Source organism: Streptomyces diacarni (assembly GCF_003323715.1).
GTDB classification, from domain to species: Bacteria; Actinomycetota; Actinomycetes; order Streptomycetales; family Streptomycetaceae; genus Streptomyces; species Streptomyces diacarni.
In genome coordinates this window covers 382,494-408,098 of record NZ_QOIN01000048.1, presented here as the reverse complement: position 1 = coordinate 408,098, position 25,605 = coordinate 382,494, and the positions used below count along the sequence as shown (strand labels likewise).

At 71.9% G+C, this 25,605-nt stretch carries 26 protein-coding genes; 11 read left to right on the top strand and 15 right to left on the bottom strand.

Annotated elements, in window-relative coordinates; translation table 11 throughout:
* Positions 1-22: 22 nt before the first annotated feature.
* Positions 23-1,294 carry an acetate kinase gene (locus DTL70_RS23720; protein ID WP_114023983.1) on the top strand — a complete coding sequence of 424 codons (1,272 nt, stop codon included), beginning with the start codon at positions 23-25 and terminating at the stop codon, positions 1,292-1,294.
* A 52-nt stretch (positions 1,295-1,346) separates the two neighbouring features.
* Positions 1,347-2,774 carry a pyruvate kinase gene (gene pyk, locus DTL70_RS23715; protein ID WP_114023982.1) on the top strand — a complete coding sequence of 476 codons (1,428 nt, stop codon included), beginning with the start codon at positions 1,347-1,349 and terminating at the stop codon, positions 2,772-2,774.
* 105 nt (positions 2,775-2,879) lie between these two features.
* On the opposite strand, the gene DTL70_RS23710 is transcribed toward pyk, so the two are convergent.
* From DTL70_RS23710 to DTL70_RS23685, 5 genes are all read right to left on the bottom strand, one after another.
* Positions 2,880-3,773 carry an aminoglycoside phosphotransferase family protein gene (locus DTL70_RS23710; protein ID WP_114023981.1) on the bottom strand — a complete coding sequence of 298 codons (894 nt, stop codon included), beginning with the start codon at positions 3,771-3,773 and terminating at the stop codon, positions 2,880-2,882.
* 125 nt (positions 3,774-3,898) lie between these two features.
* Positions 3,899-5,392 carry a hypothetical protein gene (locus DTL70_RS23705; RefSeq protein ID WP_114023980.1) on the bottom strand — a complete coding sequence of 498 codons (1,494 nt, stop codon included), beginning with the start codon at positions 5,390-5,392 and terminating at the stop codon, positions 3,899-3,901.
* Complete coding sequence (locus DTL70_RS23700; RefSeq protein ID WP_114023979.1) at positions 5,382-5,978, bottom strand: DUF6114 domain-containing protein; 597 nt, start codon at positions 5,976-5,978, stop codon at positions 5,382-5,384. The genes DTL70_RS23705 and DTL70_RS23700 overlap by 11 nt, the downstream gene beginning before the upstream one ends.
* A 116-nt stretch (positions 5,979-6,094) precedes the next feature.
* A complete protein-coding gene (locus DTL70_RS23695; protein ID WP_114023978.1) occupies positions 6,095-6,712 on the bottom strand; it encodes a DUF6230 family protein in 618 nt (205 codons plus the stop codon).
* Between the two features lie 700 nt (positions 6,713-7,412).
* Entirely contained in the window at positions 7,413-8,372 is a 960-nt protein-coding gene (locus DTL70_RS23685; RefSeq protein ID WP_114023977.1) for a tetratricopeptide repeat protein, read from the bottom strand.
* A gap of 238 nt (positions 8,373-8,610) precedes the next feature.
* Here DTL70_RS23685 and DTL70_RS23680 point away from each other — a divergent pair, with 238 nt between their 5' ends.
* Positions 8,611-9,237 carry a TetR/AcrR family transcriptional regulator gene (locus DTL70_RS23680; RefSeq protein WP_114023976.1) on the top strand — a complete coding sequence of 209 codons (627 nt, stop codon included), beginning with the start codon at positions 8,611-8,613 and terminating at the stop codon, positions 9,235-9,237.
* A 142-nt stretch (positions 9,238-9,379) separates the two neighbouring features.
* Complete coding sequence (locus DTL70_RS23675; protein WP_114023975.1) at positions 9,380-9,820, top strand: PPOX class F420-dependent oxidoreductase; 441 nt, start codon at positions 9,380-9,382, stop codon at positions 9,818-9,820.
* 228 nt (positions 9,821-10,048) lie between these two features.
* Here the strand turns inward: DTL70_RS23675 and icmA are convergent, their stop codons facing one another.
* The 4 genes from icmA to DTL70_RS23655 all read right to left on the bottom strand — a co-directional run bounded on the left by icmA (position 10,049) and on the right by DTL70_RS23655 (position 14,375).
* A complete protein-coding gene (gene icmA / locus DTL70_RS23670; RefSeq protein ID WP_114023974.1) occupies positions 10,049-11,749 on the bottom strand; it encodes a coenzyme B12-dependent isobutyryl-CoA mutase large subunit in 1,701 nt (566 codons plus the stop codon).
* Between the two features lie 83 nt (positions 11,750-11,832).
* Positions 11,833-12,171: a DUF3817 domain-containing protein gene (locus DTL70_RS23665; RefSeq protein ID WP_114014082.1), complete on the bottom strand. Its 339-nt coding sequence runs from the start codon at positions 12,169-12,171 to the stop codon at positions 11,833-11,835.
* A 220-nt stretch (positions 12,172-12,391) separates the two neighbouring features.
* The gene (locus DTL70_RS23660) at positions 12,392-12,910 is read right to left on the bottom strand and encodes a MarR family winged helix-turn-helix transcriptional regulator (RefSeq protein WP_114023973.1); all 519 of its coding nucleotides are present in this window, start codon (positions 12,908-12,910) and stop codon (positions 12,392-12,394) included.
* Positions 12,861-14,375 (bottom strand): MFS transporter, encoded by a 1,515-nt coding sequence (locus DTL70_RS23655; RefSeq protein WP_114023972.1) that lies wholly within the window; start codon positions 14,373-14,375, stop codon positions 12,861-12,863. Before DTL70_RS23655 ends, DTL70_RS23660 begins: the two co-directional genes overlap by 50 nt.
* A gap of 78 nt (positions 14,376-14,453) precedes the next feature.
* Here DTL70_RS23655 and DTL70_RS23650 point away from each other — a divergent pair, with 78 nt between their 5' ends.
* Positions 14,454-15,473 carry an ArsR/SmtB family transcription factor gene (locus DTL70_RS23650; RefSeq protein ID WP_114023971.1) on the top strand — a complete coding sequence of 340 codons (1,020 nt, stop codon included), beginning with the start codon at positions 14,454-14,456 and terminating at the stop codon, positions 15,471-15,473.
* A gap of 96 nt (positions 15,474-15,569) precedes the next feature.
* On the opposite strand, the gene DTL70_RS23645 is transcribed toward DTL70_RS23650, so the two are convergent.
* On the bottom strand, positions 15,570-15,866 hold the full coding sequence (locus DTL70_RS23645) for an MTH1187 family thiamine-binding protein (RefSeq protein ID WP_114023970.1): 297 nt from the start codon (positions 15,864-15,866) through the stop codon (positions 15,570-15,572).
* Positions 15,863-16,261, bottom strand: a complete 399-nt coding sequence (locus DTL70_RS23640) for a DUF3817 domain-containing protein (protein WP_425470399.1) — start codon at positions 16,259-16,261, stop codon at positions 15,863-15,865. Before DTL70_RS23640 ends, DTL70_RS23645 begins: the two co-directional genes overlap by 4 nt.
* Positions 16,262-16,378: 117 nt before the next feature.
* On the opposite strand from DTL70_RS23640, the gene DTL70_RS23635 reads away from it, so the two are divergent.
* The 4 genes from DTL70_RS23635 to DTL70_RS23620 all read left to right on the top strand — a co-directional run bounded on the left by DTL70_RS23635 (position 16,379) and on the right by DTL70_RS23620 (position 19,060).
* Positions 16,379-17,023, top strand: coding sequence for an AIM24 family protein (locus DTL70_RS23635; protein ID WP_114023969.1), 645 nt, complete (start codon positions 16,379-16,381; stop codon positions 17,021-17,023).
* Complete coding sequence (locus tag DTL70_RS23630) at positions 17,023-17,673, top strand: AIM24 family protein (RefSeq protein WP_114023968.1); 651 nt, start codon at positions 17,023-17,025, stop codon at positions 17,671-17,673. The genes DTL70_RS23635 and DTL70_RS23630 overlap by 1 nt, the downstream gene beginning before the upstream one ends.
* Positions 17,670-18,482 carry an AIM24 family protein gene (locus DTL70_RS23625; RefSeq protein ID WP_245979581.1) on the top strand — a complete coding sequence of 271 codons (813 nt, stop codon included), beginning with the start codon at positions 17,670-17,672 and terminating at the stop codon, positions 18,480-18,482. Before DTL70_RS23630 ends, DTL70_RS23625 begins: the two co-directional genes overlap by 4 nt.
* A 101-nt stretch (positions 18,483-18,583) precedes the next feature.
* Positions 18,584-19,060: a MarR family winged helix-turn-helix transcriptional regulator gene (locus DTL70_RS23620; RefSeq protein WP_114023967.1), complete on the top strand. Its 477-nt coding sequence runs from the start codon at positions 18,584-18,586 to the stop codon at positions 19,058-19,060.
* A gap of 100 nt (positions 19,061-19,160) precedes the next feature.
* Here the strand turns inward: DTL70_RS23620 and DTL70_RS23615 are convergent, their stop codons facing one another.
* Complete coding sequence (locus DTL70_RS23615) at positions 19,161-20,624, bottom strand: sensor histidine kinase (RefSeq protein ID WP_114023966.1); 1,464 nt, start codon at positions 20,622-20,624, stop codon at positions 19,161-19,163.
* Complete coding sequence (locus DTL70_RS23610) at positions 20,617-21,315, bottom strand: response regulator transcription factor (RefSeq protein WP_114023965.1); 699 nt, start codon at positions 21,313-21,315, stop codon at positions 20,617-20,619. The genes DTL70_RS23615 and DTL70_RS23610 overlap by 8 nt, the downstream gene beginning before the upstream one ends.
* Before the next feature lie 125 nt (positions 21,316-21,440).
* Here DTL70_RS23610 and DTL70_RS23605 point away from each other — a divergent pair, with 125 nt between their 5' ends.
* The gene (locus DTL70_RS23605) at positions 21,441-22,148 is read left to right on the top strand and encodes a PepSY domain-containing protein (protein WP_114023964.1); all 708 of its coding nucleotides are present in this window, start codon (positions 21,441-21,443) and stop codon (positions 22,146-22,148) included.
* A 103-nt stretch (positions 22,149-22,251) separates the two neighbouring features.
* Here DTL70_RS23605 and meaB read toward each other — a convergent pair whose 3' ends face one another.
* Both meaB and DTL70_RS23595 read right to left on the bottom strand, forming a co-directional pair.
* Positions 22,252-23,208 carry a methylmalonyl Co-A mutase-associated GTPase MeaB gene (meaB, locus tag DTL70_RS23600; protein ID WP_114023963.1) on the bottom strand — a complete coding sequence of 319 codons (957 nt, stop codon included), beginning with the start codon at positions 23,206-23,208 and terminating at the stop codon, positions 22,252-22,254.
* Positions 23,209-23,383: 175 nt separating this feature from the next.
* A complete protein-coding gene (locus DTL70_RS23595; RefSeq protein WP_114023962.1) occupies positions 23,384-24,583 on the bottom strand; it encodes an acetyl-CoA C-acetyltransferase in 1,200 nt (399 codons plus the stop codon).
* Positions 24,584-24,718: 135 nt separating this feature from the next.
* On the opposite strand from DTL70_RS23595, the gene mce reads away from it, so the two are divergent.
* Positions 24,719-25,159 carry a methylmalonyl-CoA epimerase gene (gene mce / locus DTL70_RS23590; RefSeq protein WP_114023961.1) on the top strand — a complete coding sequence of 147 codons (441 nt, stop codon included), beginning with the start codon at positions 24,719-24,721 and terminating at the stop codon, positions 25,157-25,159.
* Positions 25,160-25,605: the final 446 nt, after the last annotated feature.

The window sequence follows — 25,605 nt, the reverse complement described above, 5'->3', positions numbered from 1 at the left end:
CGTTGAAGAAGGCTCTCGCGACGTGACCACCCCGACCGGCCCCAGCCCCGCCCCCACCCGTGTCCTCGTCCTCAACTCGGGCTCCTCGTCGGTGAAATACCAGCTCATCGACATGGCCGACCGCGCGCGGCTGGCCGCAGGCCTCGCCGAGCGGATCGGCGAGGAGACCTCGGCGGTGTCCCACCAGCCGCTGTCCACCGGCGGCGAGAAACGCGAGTGGCAGGGCGAGCTGGCCGACCACGACGCGGCGCTGGCCGCCATCGCGCAGGAGCTGGCCGCCGACGGGCTCGGCCTGGACTCGCCCGAGCTGGCGGCGATCGGCCACCGGGTGGTGCACGGCGGTCTGAAGCTCACCGAGCCGACGGTCATCGACGACGCCGTCCTCGCGGAGATCGAACGGCTCGTTCCGGTGGCGCCGCTGCACAACCCGGCGAACGTCACCGGCATCCGCACCGCGCAGCGGCTGCGCCCCGACCTGCCGCAGGTCGCCGTCTTCGACACCGCCTTCCACTCCTCCATGCCGGAGCACGCGGCCCGCTACGCCATCGACGTCGAGACCGCCGACGCCCACCGGGTGCGGCGCTACGGCTTCCACGGCACCTCGCACGCCTACGTCTCGCGCAAGGCCGCCGAACTGCTGGGCAGGGACGGCAAGGACGCAGCCGACATCAACCTGATCGTGCTGCACCTGGGCAACGGCGCCTCCGCCTCCGCGGTACGCGCGGGCCGCTGCGAGGACACCTCGATGGGGCTGACCCCGCTGGAGGGCCTGGTGATGGGCACCCGCTCGGGCGACATCGACCCGGCGGTCGTCTTCCACCTGGGCAGGGTCGCCGGGATGAGCGCCGACGAGGTGGACGACCTGCTCAACAAGCGCAGCGGCCTGCTGGGGCTGTGCGGCGCCAACGACATGCGGGAGATCCGCCGCCGGATGGACGCGGGCGACGCGGCCGCCCGGCTCGCGTTCGACATCTACATCCACCGGCTGCGGAAGTACATCGGCGCCTACTACGCCGTACTGGGAAGGGTGGACGCCGTGGTCTTCACCGCGGGCGTCGGAGAGAACGCCGCGCCCGTGCGGGAGGCCGCCGTGGCGGGCCTGGAAGAACTGGGCCTGGCCGTGGACGGCGACCTGAACGCGGCGGGCGGCAAGGAAGCACGGCTGATCTCGCCCGCGTCCGCGCGGGTCAAGGTGGCCGTCGTACCGACCGACGAGGAACTGGAGATCGCAGAGCAGAGCTACGCGCTGGTCACCGCCTCACCGGGCCCCGGGCCCGAGGGCGGCGCCGGCTGAGCCCGCCGCCCCGAATCGTTCAGTACGTAAACAAAACGATAGGATCGCCCCCATGCGCCGTTCCAAAATCGTCTGCACCCTCGGTCCCGCCGTCGACTCCTACGACCAGCTCAAGACGCTGATCGAGGCGGGCATGAACGTGGCCCGCTTCAACATGAGCCACGGCTCCCACGCCGAACACGAGGAGCGGTACCACCGCGTCCGCAAGGCCGCCGAGGAGACCGGCCGCGCCATCGGCGTGCTCGCCGACCTCCAGGGTCCGAAGATCCGGCTGGAGACCTTCGCCGAGGGCCCCGTCGAGCTGGTGCGCGGTGAGGAGTTCACCATCACCACCGAGGACGTGGCCGGCGACAAGACCATCTGCGGCACCACCTACAAGGGTCTGCCGGGCGACGTCTCCAAGGGCGACCCGGTGCTGATCAACGACGGGAACGTCGCGCTCCAGGTCGTGGAGGTCGAGGGCCCGCGGGTGCGCACCATCGTCATCGAGGGCGGTGTCATCTCCGACCACAAGGGCATCAACCTGCCCGGCGCCGCGGTGAACGTGCCCGCGCTGAGCGAGAAGGACATCGAGGACCTGAAGTTCGCGCTCGGCATGGGCTGCGACATGGTGGCGCTCTCCTTCGTGCGGAGCGCCTCCGACGTGCGTGACGTGCACCGCGTGATGGACGAGGTCGGGCGGCGCGTACCGGTCATCGCCAAGGTCGAGAAGCCGCAGGCCGTCTCCAACATGGAGGAGGTCGTCATGGCCTTCGACGGCGTCATGGTGGCCCGCGGCGACCTGGCGGTCGAGTACCCGCTGGAGAAGGTCCCGATGGTGCAGAAGCGGCTGGTGGAGATGTGCCGCCGCAACGCCAAGCCGGTGATCGTGGCGACCCAGATGATGGAGTCCATGATCACCAACTCGCGGCCCACCCGCGCCGAGGCGAGCGACGTCGCCAACGCGGTGCTCGACGGCGCCGACGCGGTGATGCTCTCGGCGGAATCGTCCGTGGGCCAGTACCCGATCGAGACCGTCAAGACGATGTCGAAGATCGTGCAGGCCGCCGAGGAAGAGCTGCTCAGCCGCGGTCTCCAGCCGCTGGTGCCGGGCAAGAAGCCCCGCACCCAGGGCGGCTCGGTCGCCCGCGCCGCCTGCGAGATGGCCGACTTCCTCGACGGCAGGGCCCTGGTCGCCTTCACCAAGTCGGGCGACACCGCGCGCCGCCTGTCCAGGTACCGGGTCAGGCAGCCGATCCTCGCCTTCACCACGGACGTCGCCACCCGCAACCAGCTGGCACTCAGCTGGGGCGTCGAGACGTTCGTCGTCAAGCACGTCGACCACACGGACGAGATGGTCGAGCTGGTCGACGCCGAGCTCTCCAAGCTCCAGCGCTACGAGGCCGGCGACACCATGCTCATCACGGCCGGCTCGCCCCCCGGCGTCCCCGGCACCACCAACATGGTCCGCGTCCACCACCTGGGCAACCCCTCGGCCTGATCCCCTCCGCACGCGAACGGGCGCCCGACCGGTCCCTCCGGCCGGGCGCCCGTTCGCGTGCGCGGACCGCACCCGGCACCTTCCCGGACTTCCCCGAAGCGCGCGTCACACGCCCTTCAGGACGCGGTCGAGTGCCGCCCGGCCTGCCGGCCCCCAGTGGGGCTTGCCACCGGGAAGGCCCCGGTCTCCGTTGCGTCCCATGAGCATCAGGAAGAGGCTCTTGAGGGCGGCCAGGCCGCGGGCGCGGCGGATCGCCGCCTCGTCCGCGCGGGCGTAGGCCTCGAAGAACCGTGCGGCCGCTCCCTCCGGAAGCAGCACCCACGCGGCGGCGAGGTCCCACGCCGGGTCGCCGGCGCACATGTCGCCGAAGTCGACGACGCCCGAGAGCGTGCCCTCCGCGACGAGGACGTTCGCGGGATGGAGGTCGCCGTGCACCCACACCGGCGGGCCCTCCCACGCGCGGGCCGCGACGGCGTCGTCCCAGACGGCCCGGACATCGGCCGCGTCGTCGGGGGCGACGGCCTGGACGAACGTCTCGAAGCCGTCCGTGCAACTCCTGGGGTGGACTCCGCGGTCCCCCGCGGTCGGCGCCTGCGCGGGCGCCTGAACATGGAGCGCCCGGAGGAAGCCCGCCAGCGTGTCGGCCGCGTGGGCGCCGCGGCTGATCGCGCCGTGGTCCAGCGGCTCGCCGTGCACCCACGTCATCACGGTCCAGTGCTTGGGGAAACGCGCGGACGGTTCCCCGCACCGCACCGGAGTCGGTACGGGCAGCGGCAGCCGCGGGGCCAGCACGGGGAGCCACCGCCGCTCCTTGAGCTGGGGATCCGGGGTGAGGTCCATGCGTTGCACACGTACGGCCAACTCGTCCCCGAGCCGCCACATCTGATTGCCCCAGCCGCCCGCCACCTCGCGAAGGGCCAGCTCCGCGAGGTCGGGATGCTGCTCCCGCAACAGGTCGCGGACCAGACCCGCGGTGATCACGATCTCGGAGTCGGTCATACGACGCCACGGTACCGAAGCGGCGGGGGCCCTCTCCCCGTGCGGCACAGAGCCGAGCGCCGGGCGAGCTCGGTAGCGGCTCGCCCGGTGCTCGGATGTTGCGGAGTCCGGAGAAGTGGCGCGGGCTACTTCGTCACGTACTGGTGCAGGCCCGGGATGGTGAGCGTGCCGCCGAACTGGCCTGCCTGCTTGACCGAGACGTCGGTGAAGTAGGCGAAGGGGACGTTGATCGGCGGCGGGGTGTCCGGGCTGAACGTGATGGGGATAATCCCGAAGAGGTTGCCCTTCAGCTCCTCCGTGTACATCGTGACCTCGCCGTCGCGGATGGTGGAGGTCGATCCCTCGGCGGCCTGGACGTGGTAGGTGAGGCCGTCGGGGCCCTTCACCGTCTGGTGGAGGTCGCCGATGTCGAGGCCGCTGGAGGTGAACTTGAGGGCCTGCTTGGTCTTGCCGTCGGGCGTGGTGATGTTGACGACGCCCTTGTAGTCGAGGCCCTTGAGGGTGAGGGAGGAGGCCTCCAGGAACCAGGGGTCGTTGGCGACCTGGGCGGGGGTCTGCTCGGCGGTGCCCTCGACGTCCTTCTTCTCCGGGCAGGGGAACGGCTTGCCCGCGTCCTTGTCCGGGTCGTAGTCCCGGACGGTGCCGTCCTTCTTGTCGACGCCGGTCTCCTTGTCGGAGGCCTTGTCGTCCTTGGCGTCCTTGTCGTCCTTGGCGTCCTTCTTGGACGGGGAGTCCTTCTCGGTGTCCCTCTTGGACGGGGAGTCCTCGTCCGCCCCGGACCCGGACGGCTTCCCGGACTCGGACGCGTCGGACCGGTCGCCGCCGGAGCTGTCACCCGGCGCCGGGGACTTGCGCTGCTTACCGGAGCCGGAGTCGTCGTCCTGCGACGGCGAGGAGGGTGTCGGGTCGGGGCTGGGCGAGGTCTCCGGCTCGTCGGCGGGCTCGTCCTTGTCCTCGTCCTTGTCCCCGCCCTTGTTCGGGTTGAAGGTGTCCTCGAGCTTCTGGCCGAGCCCCAGCGGGTCGTACCAAGGGTTCTCCTTCTTCTCCTCCTCGGAGGAGGACGACGAGGAGGAGGAACCCGCGGAGTCCTCCGGCTGCGTGGAGGGCTCGTCGGAGCCGGAGGGGGCGTCCGAGGGGGTGGAGGAGCTCTCGTTTGAGCCGGAGGGCTTCTTCGACGAGCCCTCGTCCGAGGAGCCCCCCTTGTCACCCTCGGCCTTCTCCTTGGCCTCCTCGGCCTCCTCGGCCTCCTTGGCCTCCTTGGCGTCCTTCTCCCGCTCGGCCTGCGCCTTGGCGAGGTCGCGTTTGAGTTTCTCGCCGCGCTCCTTGCGCTCCTGCTTCTCCTTCTCGGTCTCCTGCTGCTCGGTGATGGAGACGCAGGAGTCGCCCTTGAAGGGGTTCTTGGGCAGGGGCTTGGCGTTGGCGAGCTGGGGGGTGAGCCCCATGCCCATCAGGACGGCGGAGGGCATCGCGGCGATGGCCACGGCCTTGCCCGCCGGCAGGTGGAGCCGGGTCAGCAGCGGTTTTCTGGGCGCCGCGTGCCGGGGACCGATTCTCCCCCGGGCGCCGGGCGCGGAGACCCCGCGCGCGCCCTCCCCCTCGTGGACCTCGTCACCCGGCACGGTGCCTCCCGTTCCCGTCATGCGCGTCGGCCCCGGCTGCGGGGGACGCCTCAGAGACTGCAGTGTCGTCCCGGGGGCCCTGCTGGGGGGCGGCCGGGTCCTGTGCGGGCGGTGCCTCTTCGTCGGCGGCGGTCGCCGGGGCACTCGCCGTTCCGGTCGTGTCCTTGGCGCCGCGTTCGGCCCGTGCCGGCTTGGCGGGGGCCCAGGAGACGCCCAGCGCGCCACCGATCAGTCCGAGCAGGAAGCCGATCAGGAAGGCGCCGAAGTTGGACACGACGAGGGAGACCAGCGCGAGCAGGATCGCGGCGATGCCGGCGAAGACCCGCGAGTGGGGCTGGAACCACATGGTCAGCCCGAGGACCACCAGCAGTACGCCGATGATCAGCGAGCCGGCGCCCGCGGTCGTCGACATCCGGATGGTCAGGGACCCCAGAGTGAGGTTCTGGTAGGGGACGTACATGATCGGGATGCCGGCCAGCAGCGTCAGCATCCCGCCCCAGAACGGGCGCTGGCCGCGCCAGTTACGGAAGGCCTGCCGCCTGTGGCCGAATCCGGTCGTCGTCCTCGCTGGCGTGTCGGCACTCATGGGTACGGGCTCCTCGGAACTGGCACAAATCTTGCTGGGTGCAGCGGACCCTACGGGCCCGGAGGGCGAAGCGGAGCGGGCGCCCCTGTTTCCTCCGGACCCGCGGGGCGCTCACGTCAGTAGCACTCGCTCTTGCCCTTCTTGACGGCCAGGTGCAGGCCGCTGAGCTTGAAGGTGCCGGCGGTGGTGGCCCACGCGCGCTGCTTGACGTCGGTGAACTCGACGCTCTCCGCCTGCTGGGAGAAGGAGCCCTTGGGGTAGTCGTCGCCGTTGTGCGGACCGGGACCCTTGGTGGTCTTGTCCACGTTGACGCCGATGTCGATGTTCTTGAACGTCGCGTTGGCGTTCAGGTCGTCGGCATCGATGTAGAGCTTCTTCGCCTCGACGCGGGGGCCGCCCTCGCCGCCGGCGCTGAGCTTCATCGATATGTCGCCGAAGACCGGGACGGGGACGACGACGGACTGGCAGAGATTGGTGATCTTCGCCGAGTCCATGCCGACGACGGCGACGGCCTTCTTACCCTTCTGGGTGGTGTCGATCGCGCCGTACTGAACGAAGCCGGTGCCATCCAGCTTGTCGGCGGTCACCTTGAACTGCTGGCCGGAGACGCTGAACGACGCCGCCAACGCGCCCTGCGACAGGGCCACGCCGATCGCTGCCGTAGCGGCGACGCTCGGCACCATGACGACGGCGAACCGCTTCCATCTGGTCCCGCCACGAGCCAGGGACTCCATGACTTTCCTCCTTCTCGGACGTACATCTCCGGCTCGGAGAGCCGTGCCGCCTGTACTCAGCGGGCCGCTCCTGCCGTGGGGGTACCTCCCGGCCACGGGGCTGGGGAGGGAGAAGAGCTACGTCCTCGGAACGGAGAGCGCCAACGTCGCCCGCACGCGGCGTTCTTGGTACGACACGTCCGAGCTGTCGACGATCACCCCCGAGCGACAACCACGGGCCACGCTCTCGCGCAACCTTGCTTTGTGAGGACAGGCCCTGCCGTGGAGCAGGGACCCCCCTGTCCTTGCGGACCGGCGGTTGGGACGGGGTGGTACGGGTGCGGATGGTGCGGTGCCGGTCCGCTCGGTGGGGACCCATCGCCTGCGGGGCGCCGAATGGTTGCCGGGCTGCGGGCAATGGACCGAGCCTGGCCGATCGTGGTGCATCTGAGCCCGTGACACAAGGGGGTTCGTTACTTACGAGTAACGGCTGGATAACCGGAAGGCCGCCCGATGGGTGTCCGCAACGACACAGGGTCAGGACACCGGACGGGAACGCATGCGGAACAACCGGGCATCGCGGAAGGTTTCCGCGAGATTTCGTTACGACGAGTAACAGCGGCCGCAATTGCCAAGTTTTGGCAAAGTGCGGCCGCTGTTGTCGCTGAGTCGATGAATTACGGCGCGTGCCGACGTCCGTGTGACCGTCGGTACGAGCAGGTCAGAACAGCGCGCGAGCGAGTGCCGCACGCGCGGTGACGACGCGCGGATCCTCCGGACCGATCACCTCGAACAGCTCCAGCAGACGCACCCGCGCCGCGTCCCGGTCCTCCCCCGCCGAGCCGCGCACCGTGTCCACCAGCCGGCTGAACGCGTCCTCGACGTGGCCGCCCGCCATGTCCAGATCCGCGACCCGCAGCTGCGCGGCCGCGTCGCCGGGCCGGTCGGCCGCGTCCTTGCGGACCTGGCGCGCGTCCAACTCCTGCACCCTGGCCAGGAGTTCGGCCATGGCCAGGCCGACCTTCGCCTCGACGTTGGCCGGCTCGTCGGTCAGCTTGTTGCGGTAGGCCTGGATGGCGCCCGACAGGTCGCCGGCGTCCAGCGCCTGCTGGGCCGCGGCCAGCACCGGATCCTCCGGCACCTCGGGCTCGACGGGCTCCTCCTGCGCGGGCTCCTGGGCAACGCCCTGGAGGCCCGTGATGCCGAAGCGCTGTTCGGCCACCTCGATCAGCTGGTCCAGCGTCGCGCGGATCTGCTGCTCGGGGGCCGCCCCCTGGAACAGCGGCAGCGCCTGCCCGGCCACCACGGCGAACACCGCCGGGATGCCCTGGACGCCGAACTGCTGCATCAGCATCTGGTTCTGGTCGACGTCGATCTTCGCCAGCAGCACGCGGCCCGCGTACTCCTGGGTGACGCGTTCGAGAACCGGCGAGAGCTGCTTGCACGGCTCGCACCATTCGGCCCAGAAGTCGATGACGACCGGGACCTCGGCGGAGCGCTGGAGCACCTCCGCCTCGAACGTCGCCTCACTGACTTCGATCACCAGGCCGGCCGGGGCCGGGGCGCCGTGGCCCTCGGCGGCGTCGGCCCGCGCCTGCTCCGCCTTCTGCTTGGCCTCTCCGGCCGCCTTCACCGCGGCGAGGTCGACCACTCCGCTCATGGACATGTTGCGTGGCTGCATGGCACCAGTCTCCCCCTTATCCGCGGGCGCGTGTGCAGTGGTCGCCAGGTCCCCACCTGGCGGGTGGTTGTCGCGAGGGTCGCGGTGGTCGGTCCGCCACCCATTCCGCTACGCCCCGTAGCGTAACTCGAAGGGGCAACCGCTCCGCAAGGGCGGCCACGGGCGCTGCCCGGTGATCCGCCTCACGGCGCCTTCCGCGCTCTCCAAGAGCCTCCGTACCGCTCGGTATGGTCGGCGCATGGCAGGTTGCCCCGCTCCCCGACGCGGACGCCCCCGCAGCGCCGCGGCGGACCGCGCGATCCTCGACGCCACGCGCACCGCGCTCGTCGAGGTCGGCTGGTCGAAGCTGACCATGGGAGAGGTCGCCCGCCGCGCCGGTGTCGCCAAGACCACGCTCTACCGGCGCTGGGCGGCCAAGAGTGAACTCGTCGTCGACGCCGTCGCCGTCCTCTTCGACGAGCTCGAACTCCCCGACGGCGGCAGCCTGCGGGCCGATATCGAGGGCGTCGTCCTCTCCTTCGCCGCCCTGCTGCGCCGCCCCGAGGCCAAAACGGCGCTGATGGCCGTCCTCGCCGAGTCCACCACCGACGAGGCGCTGCGCAGGCGGATCCGGGCGGCCATCGTCGACCGCCAAAAGCGCCTGGTCCTGGACGGCCGGGCCAGGGCGCAGCAGCGGGGTGAACTGCCCCCCGACTCCGCCGACCCCGCCGAGACCGAGCGGGTCGTCGACCTCATCTTCGACGTGATCGCCGGGGCCGTGGTGCACAGGTCGCTGGTGAGCGACTGCCCGGTGGACGGCGCCTGGGCGGCCACCTTCACCACGCTGCTGCTGGAAGGTCTGGGCTCCGCGTCGGCTCCCCGCTGACCTGGCGGCCCCACGGGTACGAGCCCCCCGCCGACCGGCGATACGGGTGCCTGCCGGCCCCGCTGACCCGGCGGTACGGGCGTGAGCCGGCTCACCGTGGGCCCACCGGCATGCGGGCTTTCCTGCCGGGCAGGACCCCGGCATGATCGAGATTCCGCACGACCTGCGCTCCCGCGTCGGAGCGCCGCACATCTGGCACGTCGGGACCGTGAATCCCGACGGCTCGCCGCACGTGAGCCCCATGTGGGTGGGGCTCGACGGGGACCTGGTGCTGTTCAACACCTCGAGGGGACGGATGAAGGAGCGCAACCTGCGCCGCGAGCCCCGGGTGTTCCTCTCCCACGCGGACACGGACAACCCCTTCGACCGGGTGCAGATCCGCGGCCGCGCCGTCCGCTTCGTGGAGGGCGCCGAGGCCGACCGCACCATGGACCGGCTGGCCCAGTCCTACCTGGGCACCGCCTACGAGTGGCTGTTCCCCGGCGAGGAGCGGGTCACCGTGTTCATCGAGCCCACCCGCGTCCGGCACGTGGTGGGCGTCGAACCGCTGCCGTCCGGCGCGCCGGGAGCGGCCGCCGGATAGCGGCCACGCGGCCTGGGACAGCGGCCGGGCGCGCTCGGCCCCGGCCCCTCCCCCGGACTGCGTCCGGGCCCCGTTTCACCTTTTCTGCGGGGCCCCGCACGCCCCCGGGTTGTCGCTTCGCTCGTCCTCAAGCGCCGGACAGGCCGCGCCAGCGGCCTGTCCGGCGCTTGAGGTCCGGGGGCCCCGGGGAGGGCGGCCCCCAGGAGGCGGTGAAAGGGCGGGGCGGGGTCAGAACACCGGGGGCTCCGTGTAGTCGCCCCACTCGTCGCGCAGCACGCCGCAGATCTCGCCCAACGTCGCCTCGGCCCGCACGGCCTCGAGCATCGGCTCGATCATGTTGCCGGTCCCCCGCGCGGCCTCGACCATGGCGGTGAGCGCCGCGCTCACGGCGGCGTCGTCCCGTGCCGCGCGACGGTCCGCCAGTGCGCTGACCTGGTCGCGTTCGACCTCGTGGCTGACCCGCAGAATCTCCAGGTCGCCGGTCACCGAGCCGGTGTGGCAGTTGACGCCGACGACCTTCTTGTCGTTCTTCTCCAGCGCCCGCTGGTAGGTGAAGGCGGACTCGGCGATCTCACCGGTGAACCAGCCGTCCTCGATGCCGCGCAGGATCCCGGAGGTGATCGGGCCGATGGGGTGCTGGTCGTCGGGGACGGCGCGGCGGCCGCGCTCGCGGATCTGGTCGAAGATCTTCTCCGCGTCGGCCTCGATGCGGTCGGTCAGCGCCTCGACGTACCAGGAGCCGCCGAGCGGGTCGGCGACACCTGTGACGCCGGTCTCCTCCATGAGGACCTGCTGGGTGCGCAGGGCGATCTCGGCGGCCTGCTCGCTGGGCAGCGCCAGCGTCTCGTCGAGCGCGTTGGTGTGCAGCGAGTTGGTGCCTCCCAGGACGGCCGAGAGGGCTTCCACAGCGGTGCGTACGACGTTGTTGTAGGGCTGCTGGGCGGTCAGCGAGACGCCGGCCGTCTGCGTGTGGAAGCGGAGCCACTGGGCCTTGTCGCTGGTCGCTCCGTAGACGTCGCGCATCCAGCGGGCCCAGATGCGGCGGGCGGCGCGGAACTTGGCGATCTCCTCGAAGAAGTCGAGGTGGGCGTCGAAGAAGAAGGACAGCCCCGGCGCGAACGTGTTGACGTCCAGTCCTCTGGAGAGGCCGAGTTCGACGTAGCCGAAGCCGTCGGCCAGCGTGTAGGCCAGCTCCTGCGCCGCCGTCGCGCCCGCCTCGCGGATGTGGTAGCCGGAGACGGAGAGCGGCTTGTAGGCGGGGATGCCGTGCGCGCAGTGCTCCATCAGGTCGCCGATGAGCCGCAGGTGGGGCTCCGGCTGGAAGAGCCACTCCTTCTGCGCGATGTACTCCTTGAAGATGTCGGTCTGGAGCGTGCCGTTGAGGACGGCGGGGTCCACGCCCTGCCGTTCGGCGGCGACCAGGTACATGCAGAAGACCGGGACGGCGGGCCCGGAGATCGTCATCGAGGTGGTGACGTCGCCGAGAGGGATGCCGGAGAAGAGGGTTTCCATGTCGGCGGCCGAGTCGATGGCGACGCCGCAGTGGCCGACCTCGCCCAGGGAGCGCGGGTCGTCGGAGTCGCGGCCCATGAGGGTGGGCATGTCGAAGGCGACGGAGAGCCCGCCGCCGCCGGCTTCGAGGATCATCTTGTACCGCTCGTTCGTCTGCTCGGCGTTGCCGAACCCGGCGAACTGGCGGATGGTCCACGTCCTGCCCCGGTAGCCGGTCGGGTAGAGCCCGCGGGTGAAGGGGAACTCGCCCGGCCAGCCGATGCGCTCGAACCCCTCCACGGAGTCGCCGTCCCGGGGTCCGTAGACCGGCTCGACGGGGTCGCCGCTGAGCGTGGTGAAGTCGGCGTCGCGCTTGCGTGCGGAGTCGTAGCGCTCCTGCCAGCGGCGGCGGCCCTGTGCGATGGCGTCAGCATCCATACCACCGAATTTACTAGGACGTCCAAGTAAAAGTCGATGGCAACAGGCCCGATGTGGCCCCCGCCACCAAGGCGGGGGACCGGTCAGACGCCGACAGGCGTGGCTTCCCGCTCCTTGATCAGCGGTTCGACCTGACGGGTGACCTTCCGCTCGACGAAGAACGCCGCGGTCGGAACGGTGCCCGCGAGCAGCACCCACAGCTGCTTGCCGAGCGGCCACTTCGCCTTCTGGCCGAGGTCGAACGCGAAGATCAGGTACAGGATGTAGAGCCAGCCGTGCGCGATGCCGACCATGCTGGTGAAGCCCGCCGCGCCGTCCATGCCCAGCAGGTACTTGCCGATCACACCGAGGGTCAGCAGCACGAGGAGCACGGCGGTGACGTACGCCATGACGCGGTAGCGGGTCAGCACGCTTCGTTTCATGGCACCGAGCGTAGCCCGCGCGCCGGGGAGATCTTCCCGCCCCCCTCTCCCCGCGCCGGGCCTCGGGCCGGCGGGCCGGGGGCGTGCCCGAGGGCAGCAGGCGGAGCGTGTACGCGCCCCGCGGGGGCGCGGGGAACCGCGCGACAAGCCACCGCCGGCCCGCGAACCGCACGCTACGGGCAGCGGCACCCCTCTCTCCGGAGCCCAATCCGCAGGAAAGCTAGTCCGCCGGGCCGTCGGGGAAGTCGCCCGCCGCCACTCGCAGCGGGCGCAGCAGGGTGAAGATCTCGTCCAGCTCCCCGGCGTCGTAGACACCGAGGCCGAAGTCCATCGCCATCAGCTTCTCGGTGGCCGCATCGCACACCTCGCGCCCCTTGCCGGTGATCGCGGCGAGCGTGCCGCGGCCGTCGTTGGGGTTGGGCTGCTTCTCGACGAGGCCCGCCGCCTGGAGCCGGTCGACGGTGTTGGTCACCGAGGTCGGATGCACCATCAGGCGCTCGCCTATCTTCGACATCGGCAGCGCGCCCCGCTGCGAGAAGGTGAGCAGTACCAGCGCCTCGTACCGCGCGAAGGTCAGCCCGTACGGCTTGACCACCGCGTCGACCTCGGACAGCAGGATCTGCTGGGCGCGCATGATCGAGGTGATGGCGGCCATGGACGGCACAGAGCCCCATCGCTGCTTCCAGTGCTCATCGGCACGGGCGATCGGGTCGAACGACAGGCTGAGAGGCTTCGGCACGCTCCGACCCTACCGGCCGGTCAGGGACGGTCTGAAGCCGTCTCACGTTCCGGGCGACCGCCACGACGCACACCGTTCCCACGGCGCCCGTCAGCGCCACCGCCGCGTGTGCGGGAAGGAACTCGGCCACCCCGCCGCCGACGGCCATGCCCAGGCCCTGGGCGCTCATCAGCCCCGCCGACATCACCGTCAGCGCCCTGCCGCGCAGCCCAGGAGGCGCGGCGTCGAAGAACCAGCGGTCCAGCCCGAGGGTGTAGCCCATGCCGAGCCCCGACGCGCACAGCGCGGCCAGTGCCAACGGCAGCGCGGGGCGCAGCGCGAAGACGAGCAGCGGCAGAAGGAGCGCCGAGGCCAGCGGCAGCACGAGGCGTTCCCTGGCGGCGGGACGCAGCAGCGTGCCGACCGCCAGCTCGCCCGCGACGCTGCCGACCGGGCCCGCCGCCAGCAGCAGCCCGACGGCGACCGGACCGGCACCGAGGTCGTCGGCGTACGGCGCGGCCAGCCCCTCGGGGACGACCGCGAAGGTCGGCGGCAGCCAGCACAGCAGCAGCAGGGAGCGGACCCTCCGATCGGCCAGCAGCGCGCGGACGCCGCCACGGGTGCGGACGCCGCCACGGGTGCGGGTGCCGCCGCGGGTGCGGGTGGCGGCCCCGGCGAGCGCGGGGCGCAGCCGGGTCCCCGCCCTGAGGATCAGCGCCGAGGCGAGGAACCCGGCGACGGTCCCCACCAGCGCGGTACGCGGGGCGACGAGCACCAGCAGGAGACCCGTCGCCGCGTTGCCGACGATCTGCGCGCTCTGGGCGACGACGCGGATGAGGGAGCGGCCCAGTACGAAGGAGTCCTCGTCCGGCAGGATCGCGCCCAGGCTCGCGGCCCGTACGCCGGTGAAGAGGGGCTGCACGAACGCGGCGGCCGCGCGGAGAGCGAGCAGCAGCGCCACATGGGCCTGCGGCAGCAGCATCACCGCGACACAGGCGGCGCTGAACAGGTCGCAGGCGACCAGGACGGGCCGGGCCGGAAACCGGTCCGCCACGGGGGCCAGGAGCGCCCCGCCCACCGCGTTGGGAAGGAAACCGAGCGCGAAGGTGAGGGCGGTCAGCAGAGGCGAGGAGGTCTGCGCGTAGATCATCACGGGCAGTGCGAGGCCCGCCACCACCGTGCCGAGGAGGGAGAGCACGTGCGCGGCGAACACGGCGCGGAACTCGCGCACGCGGAAGAGGGATCCGTAACCGACGGCGGCCGCCGCCTCGCCTGGGGATGCGGGCGCGGACGCCGGTGCCGGTGCGGACGCCGGTGCCGGTGCGGGCGCCGGTACGCGGGCGGCCCGCCCGTCCGTCTGGCCGCCAGAGCAGGCTGTCCCGTCGGATCCACTCCCGTCGCCCCCGGTCGTGTCGGCTCCGGCCCCGTCGGCCCGGTCCCCGGGTCCGGCGCCGGGGGCGGTTTCGTGCTGCTCTCGTTCCGGCATGCGCCGAGCCTGGCGGGGGCGGCGGGCGCCGCATAGTGTTTCGGGCTCGGCCGAATCTTCCAGCTGCGGGGAGCCTGGGTGACGATCACGATCCGGTTCGGGCCCGCGGACCCGCTCAACTGCCGCTTCGCCCTCTCCCCCGGGTGGGAGACGCAGGCGGCGTTACGGGCGCTGGCGCACGCGCCCCACGGAACACCGCACGGCGGCTGGGTGCGGCGCACGCTGCCGCTCGCGCGCTCCTTGGCGCTGGATCCGCTGTGGGCGGTCCTGCCCGCCCGCGGCTACACCCCCGACTTCCTCTTCCCCCCACCGGCCGCGCCCGCGGCAACCGTCGCGGAGGAGGCGGCCCGCATCCGCGCCACGGACCCCGCCTGCGCGCACGCGCAGCTCACCCGGGCGCTGGCCGGAACGCCCGGCGCCGCCCGCACGGCGGTGGGGCGCGGCCTGCTGGCGGATCCGGCCGCCGCCGTCGAGACGCTGGCGCGCGCCGTGGTCCGCGCCTGGGAGGGCCTCCTCGCCCCCTGCTGGCCCCGGCTGCGGGCGCTGCTGGAGGCGGACATCGCCTTCCGGGCGCGGCGGCTGGCCGACGGCGGGCTCGGCCGGGTACTCACCGCGCTGCACCCGCAGGTCACATGGCGGGACGGCGCACTGCGGATCGCGCGCCGTCCCGGGCACTCCCGCGTCCTGACCGGCGGCGAGGGGGTGACGCTGGTGCCGAGCGCGTTCGTGTGGCCCGGGGTGGCGGCGGGGTTCGAGCCGCCCGCGCCGGCCGCGGTGATGTACCCGGCGCGCGGCGTCGGGCACCTGTGGGCGCCGAGCGCGCCCCTGGATCCGCCGCGGGCGCTGGTGCGGCTGCTCGGGCGGGGTCGCGCGGCCGTCCTGAGGGCGCTGGACGAGCCCGCCTCCACGAGCGCGCTCGCGCTCCGGCTGCGGCTGGCGCCCTCGTCCGTCTCCGCGCACCTGTCGGTGCTGCGCGGCGCCGGGCTGCTGGAGTCCTGCCGTGTCGGACACCAGGTGCTGTACTCCCGTACGGCCCTCGGCGCGGCCGTGCTGGCGGGGCGGGCGCAGGAGCCGCCGGGGCCGCCCGCGGGTGGCTGAGCAGGCGGTCTGCGGGTCACCGCAGCCGGAGTCCGGCCGGGCGGATCAGTCCGGTTGCTGGCCGGGCGGGTCGGCTCGGTGCCTGGCCGGGGCGGGTCAGCCCTCGTCCAGGTACCGGTCCACGGTGGCGACCTTGGCGGTGAGGCCGTCGACGACACCGGGGCGGATGTCGGCCTTGAGGACGAGCGAGACGCGCGGGGCGCGCGCCTCGACCGCGGCGACGGCCCGGCGTACGACGTCCATGCACTCCTCCCACTCGCCCTCCAGCGAGGTGAACATGGCGTCCGTGCGGTGCGGCAGTCCCGACTCGCGGACGATCCGCACGGCGTCGGCCACGTACTCGCCCACGTCCTCGCCGACGCCGAGCGGTGTGACGGAGAACGCGACGATCACGAGTTGACCGCGCTTCCGCCCGCGCTCACGGTGCCCGTCTGCTCCTTGCGGGCGCGGGCGGCGATGACACCGGCCTTCTCCTCCTCGCGCAGCATCCGGTCCGCGAAGAAGCCGCCGGTCGGCAGCACGGAGAGGACGAAGTAGAGGGCGGCGCGGCCGAACGGCCACTTGATGCGGTTCCAGGCGTCGGCCCAGAAGAGCACGTACAGGATGAAGAGGACGCCGTGGACGGCGCCCATGACCGGGACGGCGTTGAAGTCCGTGGTCCGCTTCAGCACCGAGCAGACCAGCAGGAGGAGGAAGGAGACTCCCTCGGGCACCGAGGTGAGTCGCAGGCGGCGCAGCGCGGAGACCGACTTGGGCGGCAGGCCGCTAGGAGTTTCCAGTATGGCCACGGCAGGTCCTCAGATCGTTTGCGGGATCGGCGACGAGATCGCTTGTGAAGCCAAGCACAAGCTCTGCCATTGTGGCAGCTCTGCCGACCGTCCCCGGCCTCAGGGTAGGTTCGAAGGGTGGCTCAGTTGCGACTACAGGGCACCAAGGTGCTGGCCGCCACGCTCGGCGGAGGCGGCGACACGGTCAAGGCGAAGAACGGCTCGATGGTCGCCTACGACGGCGAGATGACGTTCAAGAAATTGAGCGGCGGCGGAGACGGCGTCCGCGGCATGGTCACCCGCAGGCTGACCGGCGAGCAGATGACGGTCATGGAGGTGAAGGGGCAGGGCACGTGCTACTTCGCCGACCGGGCGAGCGACATCAACCTCGTGCGGTTGGCGGGCGAGAAGCTGCACGTGGAGGCCAGCAACCTGCTGTGCACGGACGGCGGCCTGCGCACCGGCACGACCTTCACCGGGCTGCGCGGAGCCTCCCAGGGCAACGGCCTGTTCACGACCTCGGTCGAGGGCACCGGATGGGCGGCCGTCATGTCGGACGGGCCCGCGGTGCTGCTGCGCGTCACGCGGGACACCCCGCTCCAGGTCGACCCGGGCGCCTACGTCGCGCACCAGGGCGATCTGCGGCGAAGCTTCCAGTCCGGTGTGAACTTCCGCACGTTCATGGGCGAGGGTTCGGGCGAGTCGTTCCAGGTCAGATTCGAGGGGGACGGCGTGGTGTACGTGCAGCCCAGCGAGCGCAACACCCTGGGGGGTGACGTCTGATGCCGTTCCGTGAGCTGTCCGGCAAGCTCGTCGAGGCGCAGGTCGTACCCGGGCAGCGGCTGTTCAGTCAGCGCGGTGCCATGGTCGGCTACCGGGGCGAGGTCACCTTCACGCCCAACGTCCAGGGCGGTCAGGGCGGCCTGATGTCCATGATCGGGCGGCGGGTGGCGGGTGAGGCGACCCCGCTGATGACCGTCGAGGGCAACGGCACGGTGATGTTCGGGCACGGCGGCCACCACGTCGAGGTGATCAACCTGGACGGCGACACGCTGTGCGTGGAGGCCGACCGGCTGCTCGCCTTCGACGGCAGCCTCCAGCAGGGCACCCTCTTCCTCGGCCGGGACGGCGGCGTCATGGGCATGGTGCGCGGCCAGGTGTCGGGCCAGGGCCTGTTCACCACGACGCTGACGGGCAGGGGCTCGGTGGCCGTGATGGCCCACGGCGGCATCCTCCAGCTCCCGCTCACCCCGGGCCACCCGGTCCACGTCGACCCGCAGGCCTACGTCGCCCACTTCGGTGACGTGCGCAACAAGCTGTCCTCCGCGCTGGGCTGGCGCGACATGGTGGGGCGCGGCTCCGGAGAGGCCTTCCAGCTGGAACTGAACGGGAGCGGAGCCGTGTTCGTGCAGGCGAGTGAGGAGAAACTGTGACGTCGCAGACACCGCACGGCTCCGTGCCGCAGGGCTACCAGGTCTTCGACGCGGCGACCCTGCCCGCGAACGACAACGTCAACCCGTACGCCTTCTCCGTGGACCTGGACGGGCAGTGGTTCTTGCAGAAGGGGAAGATGATCGCCTACTACGGGCAGATCGACTTCCAGGGCATCGGCCACGGGCGGCTCGACGGGCTCGTCGCCGGCAGCTTCCACTCGCCGCTCCACGCCGCCGACTGGGTCGTGGCCGAGGGGCGCGGCAAGCTGCTGCTCGCCGACCGGGCCTTCGACATCAACTCCTTCGATCTGGAGGACGGCAACCTGACCGTCCGCTCCGGCAATCTGCTCGCCTTCGATCCCGCGCTGACGCTGAAGCAGTCGATCATCCCCGGCTTCCTCACCCTGATCGGAACGGGGAAGTTCGTCGCCGCCTCCAACGGCGAGGTCCACTTCGTCGAGCCGCCGGTGCGGGTGGATCCCCAGGCGCTCGTCGGCTGGGCGGACTGCCCCTCCCCCTGCCACCACTACGACCACCAGTACATGAGGGGCGTCCTGGGTGGCATGCGGGCCGTGACGGGGCTGGGAGGGGCCTCCGGCGAGGAGCACCAGTTCGAGTTCGTCGGGGCGGGGACCGTACTGATCCAGTCGACCGAGACGCTTCTGGCGGACCGCTCCACCGGCCAGGTGCCGCAGCAGGCCGGGGTGCCGGGCGACGGCGGAAGCGGAGGCGCGGGCGGGCCCGGTGGCCAGCAGCTCCCGCAGCTGCCCGGCCAGCTGGGCGGGCTCCAGCGGCGGTTCGGCCTCTGACCGTCACCCACCGCGCACACGCCACCACGCGACAACGCTGCGACATCTTCACGCCACACCGCGTAAGCACGTGTGTACGACGCTCGGTAGAGTCTCACGACATGGACACCGACGACGGCACCCGCTGGCTCACCGAGGACGAGCAGCGCGCCTGGCGCACCCACCTGGATGTCAGCAGGCTCCTCAGCTACCAGCTCGAGCGCGATCTCCAGCCGTTCGGGCTGACACTCAACGACTACGAGATCCTCGTCAACCTCTCGGAGTCGGCCGAGCACCGCATGCGGATGACCGACCTCGCCGCCGCCACCCTCCAGTCCAAGAGCCGGCTGTCCCACCAGATCACCCGGATGGAGAAAGCCGAACTCGTGCGGCGCGAGTCCTGCGAGTCCGACAAGCGGGGCCTCTTCGCCGTCCTCACCGACCACGGCTGGAAGACCATGCGGCGCGTCGCACCCCACCACGTCGCCTCCGTGCGCCGGCACTTCATCGACGGGGTGGACCCGGCCGACCTCGCCCACCTGGAGCGCACGCTCCGGCCCCTGACGGAGAAGCTGCGAGCCGGCCGCGGCCGCGTGTGAGGACCCCGGCCCGCCCCTGTCGCCGATTCTCGCGGTCTGGCCCGGCTGAAGCGGTGACACGGTGACGAGGCGGCGGCGTGGCGGCGCCGCTCCTTCCGTCTCAGTCGTCCGCCGCGGGCAGCCTCAGCACGAACCTGGCGCCCCCGCCTGGCGCGCTGTCCACCCCGAGCGTGCCGCCGTGCCGCTCGGCGACGTCCGCGGCGATGGCCAGCCCCAGCCCCGCGCCGCCCTCGTCCCGTGACCGCGCCGAGTCCAGCCGCACGAACCGCTCGAAGATCCGCTCCCGCTCGGCTTCGGGCACCCCTTCCCCGTCGTCGCTGACGGCCAGCGCGAGGTCCCCGCCCTCCCGCCGCACCTCGACGGTGACCCGCGCGGCGGCGTGCCGCTGCCCGTTGTCCAGCAGGTTGCCCAGCACGCGCCCCAACTGGGCCGCCGAGCCGCGCACTTCCCCCTCGTCGAGGGCGGCGACGCGCAGCGGGTGCGGGTCGCGGGGCCGCTGCCCCACCTGCTCGCGCACCAACGCGGCCAGGGAGACGCGCCCTTCGGCGGGCCGCTCGCCCGCGTCCAGCCGGGCGAGCAGCAACAGGTCGGCCGCGAGGGCCTGGAGCCGTACGGTGTCCTCGACAGCGCCGTCGACGTCGAGGAGTTCGGGGTGCGCGGCGGCGACCTCCAGTTGGGTGCGCAGGGAGGCGATGGGGCTGCGCAGTTCGTGGGAGGCGTCGGCGACGAACCGCCGCTGGCGCTCGATGGACCCCTCCAGCGCCGCGAGCGTCTCGTTGGTGGTGCGAGCGAGGCGGGCGACCTCGTCCCGCGCGTCGGGCTCCGGCACGCGGCGCGTCAGGTCGGTGCTGGCGGTGATGGCGCTCATCTCCCGCCTGATGCCCTCCACGGGCCGCAGCGCGCGCCGGGTGACGAGCCAGGTGACGCCGCCGACGACCACGAGCAGCACGGGCAGCCCGAACAGCATGGAGCGGGTCACCGTGGAGACGGCTTCCTGCTGGGCGCCGAGGGAGACACCGGCGTAGACGGTCACGGGGGTGCCTGCCCGGGTGCGGCCCTGGACGGCGGCGAGACTGAACTCCTGTGAGCCGGTGATGTCGTCCTTGTCGTAGGTGACCTCGCCGTCGTCGTCCACGGGGAAGGTGCGGGTCTCATCCTCGCTGTCGGTGTCGACCTCGTCTCCGTCGGAGTCGCCTTCAACGCCGCCGTCCGCGTCCGACGAGCCGCCGTCGGAGTGGCTCCCGGGCTTGTCCGCGCGGGCGAAGTCGGCCACGGGGCCGCGGCCCTTGAGGGGGTCGCTGGCGCCGAGCACCTTTCCGTCCGCGTCGACGACCTGCACGGGGTCGTCGCCGTCGAGGCCGTCGACGTCCGGGATGCCGCCTTCGGGTACGCCCGCGAGCTGCGCCGCCGTGCCGCGAGCGGAATTCTCCGCGTTCAGGCGGGCGGTGTCGGCGAGCCCGCCCCGCAGCGCCGAGACGACGAAGAAGCCGGCGGCGATGAGGGCGAGCGCCACCACCAGCGTGGCGCCCAGCGCCGCGCGCAGGCGTACGGACGCCCTACGCATCGCGTCGCCCGCCGTCCCTGCGGCCGCCGGCCGCCTCGCTCTGGAGCCGGTAGCCGGCGCCGCGCACGGTGGTGATCCAGCCGGCGCCCAGCTTCCGCCGCAGCGCGCTCACGTACACCTCGACGATGTTGACGTCGCCCTCGTAGGCGAAGTCCCACACGTGTTCGAGGATCTCCGCCTTGGAGACGACCTCCCCCGCGCGGGTGGCCAGGTATTCGAGCACGGCGAACTCCTTGGCCGTCAGCTCGGCCTCGCGCTCGCCCACGGTCACCCGCTGCGCCGCCGGGTCGACGGTCAGCTCGCCGATCCGCAGCGCGACCCTGGCGCCCCGGGTGCGGCGGCGCAGCAGCGCGCGGACCCTGGCCAGCAGCACGACGTAGGAGAACGGCTTGGTGAGGTAGTCGTCGGCGCCGGTGTCGAGGCCTTCGGCCTCGTCGTACTCGCCGTCCTTGGCGGTGAGCATCAGCACCGGCGTCTCGTCGCCCGCGGCGCGCAGCGCACCGCAGACCCGGTAGCCGTTCATGCCGGGGAGCATGATGTCGAGCACGATCAGGTCGTACTCGTGTTCGACGGCCATGTGCAGGCCTTCCGCGCCGTCGTGCACGACGTCCACGGCGAAGCCCTCGGCCGTCAGGCCCCCGGCGAGCGACCGGGCCAGTCGCCGCTCGTCCTCCACGATCAGCAGGCGCATGCGCCCAGCCTGCCAAATCGCGGCTGAAGAGGGCTTCAGGTAGCTTCAGCTCACGTTCAGCAACGGTCGGCCACCGTGGAGTCATCGAAAGCGAGAGCAGCCCACGAACCGAGGAGTCGAACGTCATGAAGCGCAAGGTCATCATCGCCACCGTCACCGCGGCCGCGCTGGTCGGAGGTGGTACGGCGACCGCCTTCGGGGTCGCGGGCAGCGGCGGCGACAGCGCCGAAGGCAAGCCGGCCTCCTCGTCGCAGTCGCACACCCGCTCGGCCGAACACGACGACGACCGGGGCGACGGTCACGACGACGACCGCGGTGACCGGGACGACCGCGCCGCCGACGGCAAGGACGGCGACCGCGCAGACAAGGCCGAGGACACCGGCGCCGCGGACGTCTCCTTCGCCCGCGCGGCCCAGTCCGTGCTCAAGGAGGTCCCCGGCAGCATCACCGAGCTGGAGCTGGACACCGACCACAACACGCTCGTGTGGGAGGCCGACGTCCTCGGCAAGGACAACAAGTGGCACGAGGTGAAGATCGACGCCACCAAGGGCGACGTCGTCACCAACCGCGTGGACACCCACAAGGACGACGACCGCTCCGTCGCCCGTGCCGCCAAGCTCGACGCCGCCGAGGTGGGCAAGAAGGCCGCGGACGCGGGCAAGGGCGGCACGGTCACCTCCGTCAGCCTGGAGGACGACGCCGACGACGGCGCCGCCAAGGGCCACTGGGAGGCCGAGACCGTCGACAAGCAGGGCACCGAGCACGAACTCGTCCTCGACGGCGCCTCCGGCAAGGTGCTCGACCACGAGAGCGACCAGGGCGACGACGACTGATCCGCCGGACCCCGGCAGGTCACACGGACGGACGAGGGCGGGCGGGTGACATCAGGTCACCCGCCCGCCCTGCCGTATCCGCGCCGTCGGGCCGGCCAGGGCCTCACCCCTCGGTGACGCCCTCGACCAGTGCGTCGGCGGCCGCGTACGGGTCCAGCGAACCCTCGACCACCCGTGCGGCCAGCGCGTCCAGCCGCTTGCCGCCCCGCAGCTCGCCCATGCGCTCCCGCAGCGCCGTCAGCGCGATGTTCTCGATCTCCTTCGCGGCCCGCGCGGCCCGGCGCTCGGCGAGCACCCCGTGCTCCTCCATCCAGCCGCGGTGCTTGTCCAGCGCCGCGACCATCTCCTCCACGCCCTCACCGCGCGCGGCCACCGCCTTGACCACCGGCGGCCGCCAGTCGCCCGGACGACGGGCCTCGCCCAGGCCCAGCATGTGGTTGAGCTCGCGGACGGTGGCGCCCGCGCCGTCCCGGTCGGCCTTGTTGACGACGTACGCGTCACCGATCTCCAGGATCCCGGCCTTCGCCGCCTGGATGCCGTCCCCCATGCCGGGCGCCAGCAGCACCACGCTGGTGTCGGCCTGCGCGGCGATCTCCACCTCCGACTGGCCGACCCCCACCGTCTCGACCAGGACGACGTCGCAGCCCGCCGCGTCCAGCACCCGGATCGCCTGCGGCGCCGCCCACGCCAGGCCCCCCAGATGGCCGCGGGTGGCCATGGAGCGGATGTAGACCCCCGGGTCCGAGGCGTGCTCCCCCATCCGTACCCGGTCCCCGAGCAGGGCTCCGCCCGAGAACGGCGAGGACGGGTCCACGGCGAGCACGCCCACGCGCCTGCCCTGCGCGCGGTAGGCGGTCACCAGCGCGGAGGTCGTCGTCGACTTGCCGACACCCGGCGACCCGGTGAGCCCGACCACGTACGCGTTGCCGCAGTGCGGGGCGAGGGCGGCCATGACCTCGCGGAGCTGCGGGGAGGCGCCCTCCACCAGGGAGATCAGCCGCGCCACCGCGCGCGGCGCCCCCTCACGGGCCCCCGCCACCAACGCTGCGACATCCACCATTGCTCCTACAGCTCCGTTCCTGTGGCTGTGACCAGGCATTCTCCCCCAGTCCCGCCCTCCCGACCCGGAGGCAACCGGGTCGGCAACCGGAAGTGCGGGGACCGGAACCCGGAGATACCCGGAGATACCCGGAGACATGGGGACCGGCACCCGAAGGCGCGGGGAGGGGACCTTCCTACGGCACGCGGACGAGCAGCGCGTCACCCTGACCGCCGCCCCCGCACAGGGCCGCGGCGCCGAGACCGCCCCCGCGCCGCTTCAGCTCCAGCGCGAGATGCAGCACGATCCGCGCCCCGGACATCCCGATCGGGTGTCCCAGGGCAATCGCTCCGCCGTTCACGTTCACCTTTTCGGGGCCAACTCCCAGGTCCTTCATCGACTGGTGGGCCACCGCGGCGAACGCCTCGTTGATCTCGATCAGGTCGAGGTCCCCGACGGAGCCGCCCTCCTTCTTGAGCGCGTGCGCGATGGCGTTGGAGGGCTGCGACTGGAGCGAGTTGTCCGGGCCCGCCACGTTCCCGTGCGCGCCGATCTCCGCGATCCAGGAGACGCCCAGCTCCTCGGCCTTGGCCTTGCTCATCACGACGACGGCCGCGGCGCCGTCGGAGATCTGCGAGGACGAACCTGCCGTGATCGTCCCGTCCTTGGCGAAGGCGGGGCGCAGTTTGCCCAGCGACTCGGCGGTCGAGTCGCCGCGGATGCCCTCGTCCTCGGAGACGAGCACCGCATCGCCCTTGCGCTGCGGAACCTCCACCGGGGTGATCTCCGCCGCGAAGAGCCCGTCGCGCTGGGCGGCGGCGGCGCGCTGGTGGGAGCGGGCGGCGATCTCGTCCTGCACGTCGCGCGGGATGCCCAGGCGGGTGTTGTGCTTCTCGGTGGAGGCGCCCATGGCGATGTTCTCGAAGGAGTCGGTGAGCCCGTCGTGCGCCATGGAGTCGAGCACTTCGAGAGCGCCGTACTTGTAGCCCTCGCGCGACTTGGGCAGCAGGTGGGGGGCGTTCGTCATGGACTCCTGGCCGCCGGCGACGACGACGTCGAACTCACCCGCGCGCACCAACTGGTCGGCCAGCGCGATCGCGTCGAGCCCGGAGAGGCAGACCTTGTTCACGGTCAGTGCCGGCACGTTCATGGGGATGCCCGCCTTGACCGCCGCCTGGCGCGCCGGGATCTGCCCGGCCCCGGCCTGCAGCACCTGGCCCATGATCACGTATTCCACCTGATCCGGCCCGATTCCGGCCCGCTCCAGCGCCGCCTTGATGGCGAAGCCGCCCAAGTCGGCTCCGGAGAACGACTTCAGCGAGCCGAGGAGCCGTCCCATGGGCGTACGGGCGCCCGCGACGATCACGGAGGTGGAGCTGCTGGGAGTGGCAGTCATGAGGTTCCCTTCCGGCGGGGAAGTTAACGAGGGTTACCACTCAAGATACTGAGCGGTACCTGTCCGGGTCACCGGTCGGTGAGTGTGACCGTGCGCACGTTGCGTAACCGGGTGAGGAGCGCTGCACTGTTGCCCATGCTGACGCGTATCGACCACATCGGAATCGCCTGCCGGGACCTGGAAGCCACCGTCGGCTTCTACTCCCGCACCTACGGCTTCGAGGTGTTCCACACCGAGGTGAACCAGGAACAAGGCGTCCGGGAAGCCATGCTGCGGATCAACGGGACGGACGACGGAGGCTCCTCCTACCTCCAGCTGCTCGAACCCATCCGGGAGGACTCCGCGGTCGCCAAGTGGCTGGCCAAGAACGGGGAGGGCGTCCACCACATCGCCTTCGGCACCGCCGACGTCGACGGCGACGCGGCGGCCATCCGCGACAAGGGCGTCCGCGTCCTCTACGACGAGCCCCGCCGCGGCTCCATGGACTCCCGCATCACCTTCCTGCACCCGAAGGACTGCCACGGAGTGCTCACCGAACTGGTGACCTCCGCCGAATCCCAGAGCGGACCGCACTGACCAGGGGACCAGGCCCGGCTGGGGGCCCGGGGGTCATCCCCCGGGAAAACACAGCCTGCACCCGAAGGACTGCCACGGAGTGCTCACCGAACTGGTGACCTCGGCCGAATCCCAGAGCGGACCGCACTGACCAGGCGACCAGGCCCGGCTGGGAATCCGGGGGCCGTCCCCAGGAAAAGCACGGCCCGAACTGGTGACCTCGGCCACGCCGGCGACCAGGAGCGGTGAACCCCGCCCAGGGGTCCGTACGGCGGGAAACCCCCGCCGCACCAACGGACCACTGACGTCCGCTTCCGAGCCCGGTAGAGTGGCCTGACGGCCGGGGCGGGCCCTCCCCACCCGACGAGGTCTCCGGGTTGGGGGCTCGGTCCACGTTCCGCCGACGATCTGACACCATTTCCGTCGGGACGTGTCATCAAGTCCGGGGAGAGGGTTCGGATCATCTC